Annotated in this window: 5 protein-coding genes; all 5 read left to right on the forward strand. The window is 39.5% G+C overall.

Annotated features, from left to right (window positions below; all coding sequences use genetic code 11):
• The first annotated feature begins 181 nt into the window (after positions 1–181).
• Positions 182–529 carry a helix-turn-helix transcriptional regulator gene (locus AWW67_RS14450; protein WP_053222099.1) on the forward strand — a complete coding sequence of 116 codons (348 nt, stop codon included), beginning with the start codon at positions 182–184 and terminating at the stop codon, positions 527–529.
• Positions 516–3,155, forward strand: a complete 2,640-nt coding sequence (locus AWW67_RS14455; RefSeq protein WP_062302608.1) for an ABC transporter permease — start codon at positions 516–518, stop codon at positions 3,153–3,155. The genes AWW67_RS14450 and AWW67_RS14455 overlap by 14 nt, the downstream gene beginning before the upstream one ends.
• 116 nt (positions 3,156–3,271) lie before the next feature.
• Positions 3,272–3,907 carry a response regulator transcription factor gene (locus tag AWW67_RS14460; protein ID WP_053222087.1) on the forward strand — a complete coding sequence of 212 codons (636 nt, stop codon included), beginning with the start codon at positions 3,272–3,274 and terminating at the stop codon, positions 3,905–3,907.
• The gene (locus AWW67_RS14465) at positions 3,874–6,936 is read left to right on the forward strand and encodes a sensor histidine kinase (RefSeq protein WP_062302609.1); all 3,063 of its coding nucleotides are present in this window, start codon (positions 3,874–3,876) and stop codon (positions 6,934–6,936) included. Before AWW67_RS14460 ends, AWW67_RS14465 begins: the two co-directional genes overlap by 34 nt.
• Positions 6,937–7,029: 93 nt before the next feature.
• Positions 7,030–10,102 (forward strand): PKD domain-containing protein (locus AWW67_RS14470; RefSeq protein ID WP_141655467.1); only part of this gene is annotated, 3,073 nt, incomplete at its 3' end.

The following is a 10,102-nucleotide window of genomic DNA, read 5'->3' on the forward strand; positions in this document are numbered from 1 at the left end:
TTAAATTTAGTCAATAGTCAATAGTCAATAGTCAATAGTCAATAGTCAATCGACTGTTGACTGATATCAAACGCCCAATTCACTACACAAATATTCCGTTTCAGTAAACTCTGTTTTTATTTCATTTGCAATAGTGAAACATATGTATTTCATTTACTATTGTGAAACTAATAAAAAACAGATGCAGAGAATTAACCTAGGGGAGTTCGAAGAACTGGTTTTACTTATTGTAGCCATTCTGAACGACAATGCCTATGGCATTAGTGTGATGGAAGAAATTGAGGTGCAAACTGAGCGTAAGATCAATATCAGTGCTGTGCATTCGGCTTTAGATAGATTGGAAAGTAAAGGTTTTTTGAAGTCTGAAGTTGGAGGAGCCACCAATGAAAGAGGAGGTAGGAGAAAGCGATTTTTTACAGTGACCGTTGCAGGAAATAAGGCCCTCAATTTTGTGCGCGAACAGCGCAACCGACTGCACGAACAAATACCAAATATAGATTTTGGTCTGAATCAATATGCCTCAATTTGATCACCATCCACCACGCTGGGCGCTTTGGTTTCTTCAATTGTATTGTAAGCCACGTGTGAGGGAAATCATTGAAGGGGATGCCTATGAACTGTTTTATAAAAGGGTCGAAACAGACGGTTTAAAGGTAGCAAAACGCAAATTCGGATGGGATGTACTTCGGTTCTTCCGTCCAAAATATATCAAAGGTCTAGAAGATATTAACTCATTAAACAACATTGCCATGTTCAAAAACTATTTTAAAATCTCGGTCAGGAGTTTGGTCCGCCAAAAGTTTTTTTCCATAATCAACATTTCAGGGCTTTCACTAGGTTTAGCGGCCTGCTTGCTCATTATGCTCTACATTACTAACGAGCTTAGCTACGATAATTTTCATAAAGATGTAGACCGTGTTTACCGAATTGCCAATAATCAGAGCGGTCAGTACACACCAGCTCGACTTGGTGCTCAATCCAAAATGGATTTCCCTGAAATCGAAGAGGTTGTTCGTTTGTCAGGCCCATACGATCAGACTTTTAAAGTCAATAATCAGATATTTAAAGAACAAGAAGGCTTTTCAGCCGATTCTACTTTTCATAAAATTTTCACTGTAAAATTTGTAGAAGGAAACCCCGATAAAGCATTGACTGAGCCAAATTCAATAGTATTGACTGAAGGCTTAGCTAGCAAGCTTTTCCCTAAACAAGAGGCCTATGGACAGTTGGTTACTGTTAACGGTAATTCGCTTAAGGTTACAGGGGTGGTGGCCGATCCACCAAAGAACACTCATTTCCATTATAACTTTATTGAATCATTCCCGCACGAAAGCTGGATTACGGTAGGCAACTGGACGGGAAATAACTTCTTTACCTATGCCAAACTGGTAGCGGGTGCTACACCCGAATCCGTAGAAGCCAAGTATCCTGATTTCGTTGCCAAATATGTTGGTCCGGATTTGGTGAAATACACAGGGCACACAAACTATGAAGAGTATTTGGCTGAAGGTGGTAGACAAGGAACTTTCACTTTAAAACCCATGAAAGACCTTCACTTGTATTACCCGCATATGGCTTTAGGTTCGCAAGGGAATATTAACAATGTCTACATATTTTCTGCCGTGGCCGTTTTCATTCTGTTAATTGCCAGCATCAATTTTATGAATCTTTCTACAGCACGCTCCGCTGCCCGTTCCAAAGAGGTTGGCATGCGTAAGGTATTGGGTTCTAGGCGCAATCAGTTGGTCTATCAATTTTTGGTAGAGTCTATGATGATTAGTGTTTTAGCCATGATTCTCTCCATGGGGCTGGCTAGCATAGTTCTAGGTGGTTTTAATGAATTGGCAAATCGAAATTTTAGTTATACGGATTTATTAGCACCAAGTACGCTGCTTTTATTGTTTAGTTTAGTACTCGTAGTTGGACTTTTAGCAGGCAGTTATCCAGCATTTTACCTTTCTGGCTTTAACCCACTTAGGGCATTAAAAGGAGAAAACAAAGCAGGTGGTGGTAATGTGTTTTTGAGAAAGGGATTGGTAGCATTTCAGTTTGCTATTTCTATTTTCTTAATCATTAGCACTATGATTGTTTTTTCTCAGCTTAGGTTTATGGGGCAGCAGAAGCTAGGTTTTCAGCCTGAGCAAATTATGGTAGTTAAAAATACAGGCCTCTTAAGAGAAAAGCTATCTGCTTTTAAAAATCAGCTACTTCAAAAACCAAATATCGAATCGCTTACACTTACCAATCAATATGTTTCGAGCAGTATAGCAGACTGGGGGTATTCAACAATGGAAGACAATCCTCGACATTTCAACCTGATGAATATGTTTACCACCGATGATTTTTTGGAAACCATGGGCTTACAACTGGTAGAGGGCCGTTTCTATTCCAATGAATTGGCATCCGATTCCGCTGTGGCAGTAATTAATGAAAGTGCAAAAAAGGAGTTGGGCTTTGAAAATGTGATAGGCAAAAAGGTTTCTAGGGGCGATGGTGAAGATTATACGATTATAGGTGTAGTGAAAGATTTTAATTATGAGAGTTTAAAACGATCTATTGAGCCTTTAATCTTGAGAAGAATGTTTGAAGACGGAAGGATGGAAGCTGACTGGTACGGAGGCAATTACTTATCGCTTAAAGTAACAGGTAATTTCGGGGAAACCGTGAAACAAGTGGAGTCTGAATGGAATGCCATGGTACAAGATGAACCCTTTGATTTTGTTTTCCTTGATGACTCTTTCAATTCACTTTATGAAGAAGAACGAAGATTTGGAAAGCTATTTACTGTTTCGTCTGGCTTGGCCATTGCCATTGCCTGTTTAGGACTTTTCGCTTTGGCAGCATTTACCTTAGAAAGAAGAAGAAAAGAGATAGCGGTAAGAAAAGTAATTGGAGCATCCGTTAAAAGCTTAACCATGCTTGTGGTATCAGATTTCACTAAACTAGTAGCTATTGGCTCCTTAATTGCCATTCCAACTGGCTACTGGATTATGCAAGATTGGTTGGCCACATTTGCCTATCAAATTAACATTAATAATCCCTTGCTGTTTTTAATCCCCGTTATTCTCGTTACCGTTATTGCTTGGCTCACCGTAGGTTTTCAATCGGTAAAAACCGCTACAAGTAACCCTGTTAAAGCACTGAGGAGCGAGTGATATAGTCGCTATAAAATCAATTTGAAAGTATGTAACAACTAACAATACGTAGCCCTACGTATTGTTAGTTGTTATGCATTAGGGTTATCTTCACGTTCCAAATACTCAATTTTTAAATGAATAAAGTAACTCTTGTTTTAGCTGATGATCATCCGTTATTATTACAGGGGTTAGAGTCTACTCTAATCTCTAAAGGCTTTAATGTTTTGGGCACAGCTAGTGACGGAAGAGCTGTATTAAAGCTAATTACAGAGTTCAACCCAGAAATTGCCATTTTGGATATTGAAATGCCTGAAATGAATGGGCTTTCGGTGGCCAAACATTGCATGGAGCATAACTACGATACCAAATTCATAATTCTCTCATATCATAAAGAAACAGAGTTTATTGCACGAGCGAAAAGTCTTAATGTTTCAGGTTATCTATTGAAAGAAGATGCACTGGAAGAGATTGAAGCTTGTATTAATGAAGTGGCCAATGGAGGGAAATATTTTAGCAAGGCTTTTCATTTAAAAGATATTGCATCAGCACAAACAACGCTGGAAATGATAGAGGCGCTTACACCATCAGAACGGAAAATCCTTAATTTTATAGCCGCTAACCAGTCAACTCGAGAAATAGCTGATAAGCTTTTTATATCTGAGCGAACAGTTGAAAAACATCGCAGCAATATTATTCAGAAGTTGGATTTAGAAGGGAAGCCTAATGGATTAACAACATGGGTATTGCACAACAAACATTTGTTGCATTAGGGTTGTATTTGCGCACCCCTTTTAAACCATTTTTGTGTATTTGGTTACTTTTGGCTACATCAAGCCTACTGGGGCAAAATAAACAAGATCAAGGTATTTTAGCATTCAATTCTTATGATGCAAAGGATGGTTTAGAAGTTGGTGATATTCACTCTTTGGTCTATGATAATAATGGTTGGCTGTGGATTAGCGGATTAGAATCTGACTTGGGCGCAAGCGCCTTTCTTCAAAATATACCCAAACTGCAATGGTTCGATGGTTATAATTTTCATTCCGTATCGTTACCCATTCCTGAAGACATTTCACCAAATATTTTTATCTTAAAAAAGAGGGCTGATGGCCTTTTTTATTTACGATTTTCTTCAGCACGTACCTCTGATTACCTTTATTTGTTCAACCCGTCTAGTTTTGAGTTCCAGCAAATACCCATTTCAAATAAAGGTATTGATGTTAAAATTTCTAATCTGTTTGTTCAAGGTAACACTACCTTTATTGCACTAGATACCGCAGGAGAAACTTATCTATATCTGTTAAATGAAGATTTATCCCTCAAGAGGTTATTCAGGTTAAGAACAGAAGGCGGGGAGTCTTATTTGTACCAAGTAATTTCTTTTGAGGATCATTTTCTCGTTTCTGAAGCTAGAACGGGGATTATAGCCTATGCACTTAATGGTGAAATAATAAAGGAGTTTGATTATGAAGACTTCAGTCTTGAAAAAACAGACAATCAAGAAGTTTTAGCTCTTGCTGATTGCTTTTGGTTCGAGGAGGCATTCGAGTTTGTTTTAAAAAGCGAGAAAGAAATTTATCGATACAATGATCAAAATATGACTTGGTCTAAGAGCAATCTTACCAAACCTGGCAAGACTGGGGTTATCAAAAATAATCTTTATCAAAAACTAAACGCCATAAACGATAGCTTTGGAAATATCGCATTGTTGGATGCCACAGGTGATCAGGTTTTAATCAAAAGAGAATTTATAAACCAAGTAAACCAAAAAAGTAATACCATAGTAAAGGTGAATAATATAACCAATATGGCTAGCCAAAACCTGAAAAAGGAATTGTATTTAGCCCAATTGGGTAGGTTAGTTCATATAGTTTTTAAAAATACGGGGGTACATAATTTTTTAGAGGGTTTTAGTGTAAGAAGTATTACCCATTATAAAGAGAGTAAATACTTAGTGGGTACCGAGGTAGGTGGTTTATACCTGATAGATGTTGACGATAAAACAGAAGAACCATTTCCTATATTTATGAACGGTCAACCTTTCTCCGCTTCGGAAGTTAGGGGATTGTTTATTAGTGAAAATAATATTTGGACCAACTACAATGAAGGAGTTTTACTAATAGACCTTGCAACGCACGAGGTAGAAAGGTTTAGGCATTACCCTATTTCAGCAATGGTTGATGATGGAGATAGGATTGTATACGGTGCAGCTACTTTTCCCCTAATGGAATTCGATAAAGTAAATAAAGTCAATAGACCTTTATCGGTAAACGATTCGCTGGTTATTATGGACTTAGCAAAGTTTGGTGGTAGCTTCTATGCAACAACAAAAAATGGGCTTTTTACTTTTAAAGATGGGAATGAGGCTTTTATCGATATTCCAGTGGAGCCCGATAAACTGATGATGTTGGATGTTATTGATGAATACGGCTTGATGATTACCACTAGCGATGGCCGTGTTTATCAGATGAGTAATGAAAACAAAGAACCCGTTTTGCTTTATACCGACCCAACCGCCAGTCCTATTGCTTCAGTTTTTAAAGATGAACAATCTAATTTTTGGTTTGCTACATTTTCAGGCTTAATAAAATATAACCCACAAACACAAACCTCGGGAAGGTATGTAGAGGACGATGGATTTAGCAATAATGAGTTTAACCGTTACAGCATGTTGCAAACTGCTGATGGAGGAGTTTTTTTAGGAGCCATTAGAGGGCTGAATTTTTTCTACCCAACAGAAGTAAGAAAGATCGAGAAAGGGGGGAGAGTGGTACTTACCAGTCTTACTTATTTTGATATTAAGACAAATGCTAATACGAATATTACAGCTCTTGGAAATTTGGCTCAGGTCAAAAATATATCGTTACCCGCTGAAAACAAGTTTTTGAAAATACAGCTGGCACCAAATGGGCTTACCCAGCCAGTAAAGGTCAATATGGAGTTTAAATTGAACAATGGCGAATGGCTGCCAATTAAGCAACCGGGTGAAATTCAGTTTGATAACTTGGCGGCTGGGAAATATCGGTTGGCTGTTAGAATGGTAGACTCTGAAGGGCTAGCCTTTGGAGAAGAGCTTGAACTGAGAATTCATGCCCAGGAGTTTTTTTATCGTACTATTTGGTTCATAATACTTTGTGTGCTTTTGGTTGGAGTGATAAGTTACTATTTCGTTTTTCAGGCCAACAAGGCCAAAAGGCTTGAGCAACACTATTCTCGAACACTTTTAAAGGTACAGGAAGAGGAGCGCATGAGAATTTCTCGTGATTTGCATGATAGTGTGGGGCAGCAGTTGATTTTGCTGAAGAATCAGGCGAATGCTTCTAAAAATGAAGAAATAATTAAAAACGTAAGTGCAACACTAGATGAGGTGCGTAGCATAACCAAAAACCTGCATCCCGTTGTGCTCAGTAGGCTCGGACTCACTGCAGCACTGGAAGAATTGATCCGCAAACTCGATGAAAATACCGAAGTATTCTTTTCTACCGAACTGGAAAATATCGATGGTATTTTTAAGGAAGACGAAGAACTCAACCTTTACAGAATCATTCAGGAGGCATTGAATAACATAGTGAAGCATGCCAATGCAGCATCAGCTAGACTTTCCATTGAACACGCCAAAGGTAAAATCCTGATCAATATTCAAGACAACGGTCGAGGTTTTGTTGTAGAACAGGAACAACAATCAGGTACTTCTTTAGGACTCAAAACACTACAAGAAAGAATTGCTATGCTAAATGGAAAAGTCAATATTGTTTCTAGTGAAACCGGAACAATCATCTCACTGATAATCCCTAAATAAAAGCTGTTTATCACATTTGCGCTTATTAAATACGTATCGCTACGTATGTTTTGGCTTGCTTCTCGGGTTTAGCTTTGTATCGCCTAACCCATTATGAAAGCTAAATCAACTAAATCAATTTCGTTCAGTACAGCTTCACACCATCGTATGAATACCTTTCGTCAATGGTGTTTGATAAATAACTCCCTAAGAAATATTGTAGTGTTTAAACTAAGCTTTCCATGCTCGTTAAAAGGAAAACTGTTAGTCGCGTTGCTCTTTTTTGCTTATATCTTTAATGCTGGAGCACAAACCTTCGATGCCAAGTTCAATGCCAATCCGGCTTCAGGTTGTTCAACTCCACACACCGTATTTTTTACTGACCAGTCAGTTAATCCAGACACTTGGCTGTGGAACTTTGGTGATGGAGGCACATCAACCGCAAAGAACCCAATTCGCACCTTCACTACCACAGGAGACTTTACCGTTACACTGACAGTTCAAGATACTATTTTCGGTTACACCGATACTTTCACACAAACAATTTCCATTTCGGTGCCTACTGCGGATTTTAATGGTTCATCCCTTTTTGGCTGTGGCCCTTTGACGGTAAATTTCACAGATGCTTCGTCTATTTCAGGCACTAATACCATTGTGGGTTGGGCTTGGGATTTTGGCGATGGACAGACTTCCACAGACCAAAACCCTACACATGTTTATGATAAACCTGGAAACTACACCGTAAAACTAAGGATTACAGATTCTGGTGGCTGTACTCATGAAAAAACCAGAACCAATTACGTTCAGGTTCTGGGGCCTGATGTTAAATTTAGTGCCACTAGTACCACACTATTGGGTGGCCCTGGCGCAGTAACTTTTCAAAGCCAAACTACTTCAAGTGCTCCTATTGATAAGTGGACTTGGAACTTCGGAGATGGTTCAACTTCTAACTTACAAAACCCTACACATACTTATACTACATCTGGTACTTTCAATGTAAGCCTGACTGTTCGTGATTTTGACGGTTGCTCCAGAACACTCACAAAAACGAATTATGTAAATACCATTTCAGGTGCTTTTGATGTTTCTAAAGCAGTTTTTACTGGAGACCATGAACGTTTTTCTGTGGCTGCGCAGGAACTGTACCCTAAGTCACTCGCTTTTAATGGCGATGGTACCAAGATGTTCATTATGGGAGGAAATGGAAGAGATATTAATGAATATAACCTGACTATCGGTTTTGATGTTTCTACGGCTGTTTATGCCGGGAATGCAGAGCGTTTTGCAGTAAATACGCAAGAAGTGTATCCTAACTCGCTTGCCTTTAATATTGACGGGAGTAAAATGTTTGTTTTAGGGGAGTTTGGAGATGATATCAATGAATATACGCTAACTACGAACTTTGATGTTTCTACAGCTGTGTATGCAGGAGACGCAGAACGTTTTTCAGTAGCAGCGCAAGAAGATGCCCCCATTTCACTTGCTTTTAATAATGATGGTACAAAAATGTTTGTGTTAGGAAATTCTGGGAATGATATCAATGAATATAACTTGGCTGTAGCTTTTGATGTTTCCACGGCTGTTTATGCCGGGAATGCAGAGCGTTTTTCTATAGCTGGGCAAGAAATGAGCTCTCGCTCCTTGATGTTTGAGCCTTATGGCACTAGAATGTTTGTGATAGGAGAGTCTGGGGATGATATCAATGAATATAATTTGGCTGTGGCTTTTGATGTTTCTACAGCCGTTTATGCGGGTGATGCAGAGCGTTTTTCGGTGGTTGCGCAGGAAAATAGGCCATTTTCACTTGCATTTAATAATGAGGGTACTATCATGTTTGTAACAGGACTTACTGGTGCAGATATAAATGTTTATTCTTTGGCAGCGCCAGTCATTACTGGTGCCGTGGCCAATCAAGCGGTAAACGATAATGCTACAATTAGTCCATTTTCTGCAATTACCGTAGCCGACCCTAATGGGGACAATGTTTCAGCTACCATAACCTTAGACGACAATGCCAAAGGAGTCTTGTCAGGAACAGGTCTTACGGGTTCGGGGCCATATACCTTAGCAAGCACGGATGCTGCCAGTTTGCAAGCTTCTTTAAGAGCTTTGGTCTTTAACCCTACGGATAATAGGGTTTCCTCAGGAAGTACTGAGAAAACAACTTTTACTATTCAAGTGAGTGATGGACAACGAAATGACATAGACGCCAATACTACCGTGATTTCAAGTCCAGTGGCACCAACAGTAGTTATTTCAAGTGGGGAAACACCGCCAACTAATGGTTTTGATATAACGATTACTTTTAGCGAAGCAGTTACAGGTTTTGCAATAGGAGATATCACCGTTGGTAATGGAACTGCCTCTAATTTCAATGCCACAAGTACTTCTGTTTATACTGCCCTGATCACTCCGACAACTGATGGCACAGTGACCGTTGATGTAGCAGTGGCAAGTGCTCAAGATGCTGGAGGCGTAGACAATACAGCTGCCACTCAGTTTAGTATTACTGCAGACGTAACCGCTCCAATCATTACCATTACAAGTGCTGTAGCTAATCCAACCAATGGAGCCTTTACAGCTACTTTCACATTTAGTGAGGATGTTACAGGTTTTGCGGTGGGCGATATTACTTTAGGAAACGCGACAGCTTCTAACTTCACTGCCACAAGTACTTCTGTTTATACCGCAGATATTACCCCAACTACTGATGGTACAGTGACCATTGATGTTGCTGCCAATGTAGCCCAAGATGCCGCTACGAATGGAAATACCGCTGCCACTCAGCTTAGTATTACTGCTGATCTAACGGCTCCAACAGTACTTATTTCAAGCACTGCGGCTGACCCGATCAACGGAGCATTTACGGTTACCCTTACCTTTAGCGAAGCAGTCACTGGATTTGCAGTGGGAGATATTACTTTAGGAAACGCGACAGCTTCTAACTTTACAGCCACAAGTACTTCTGTTTATACCGCTTTAATTACCCCAACAACTGATGGTGCTGTAACCATTGATGTTGCTGCTAATGTAGCCCAAGATGCCGCTACGAATGGAAATACCGCTGCCACTCAGTTTAGCCTTATTGCTGATTTAACGGCTCCAACAGTACTTATTTCAAGCACTGCGGCTGACCCGATCAACGGAGCATTCACTGCTGCCTTTGCCTTTAGCGAAGCAGTCACTG

The organism is Roseivirga seohaensis, assembly GCF_001592945.1.
Taxonomy (GTDB): Bacteria; Bacteroidota; Bacteroidia; order Cytophagales; family Cyclobacteriaceae; genus Roseivirga; species Roseivirga seohaensis.

Excerpts from the sequence above, each read along its gene's own strand:
- AWW67_RS14450 (WP_053222099.1), top strand. The coding sequence starts at position 182 with ATGCAGAGAATTAACCTAGGGGAGTTCGAAGAACTGGTTTTACTTATT.
- AWW67_RS14455 (WP_062302608.1), top strand. The coding sequence starts at position 516 with ATGCCTCAATTTGATCACCATCCACCACGCTGGGCGCTTTGGTTTCTT.
- AWW67_RS14460 (WP_053222087.1), top strand. The coding sequence starts at position 3,272 with ATGAATAAAGTAACTCTTGTTTTAGCTGATGATCATCCGTTATTATTA.
- AWW67_RS14465 (WP_062302609.1), top strand. The coding sequence starts at position 3,874 with ATGGGTATTGCACAACAAACATTTGTTGCATTAGGGTTGTATTTGCGC.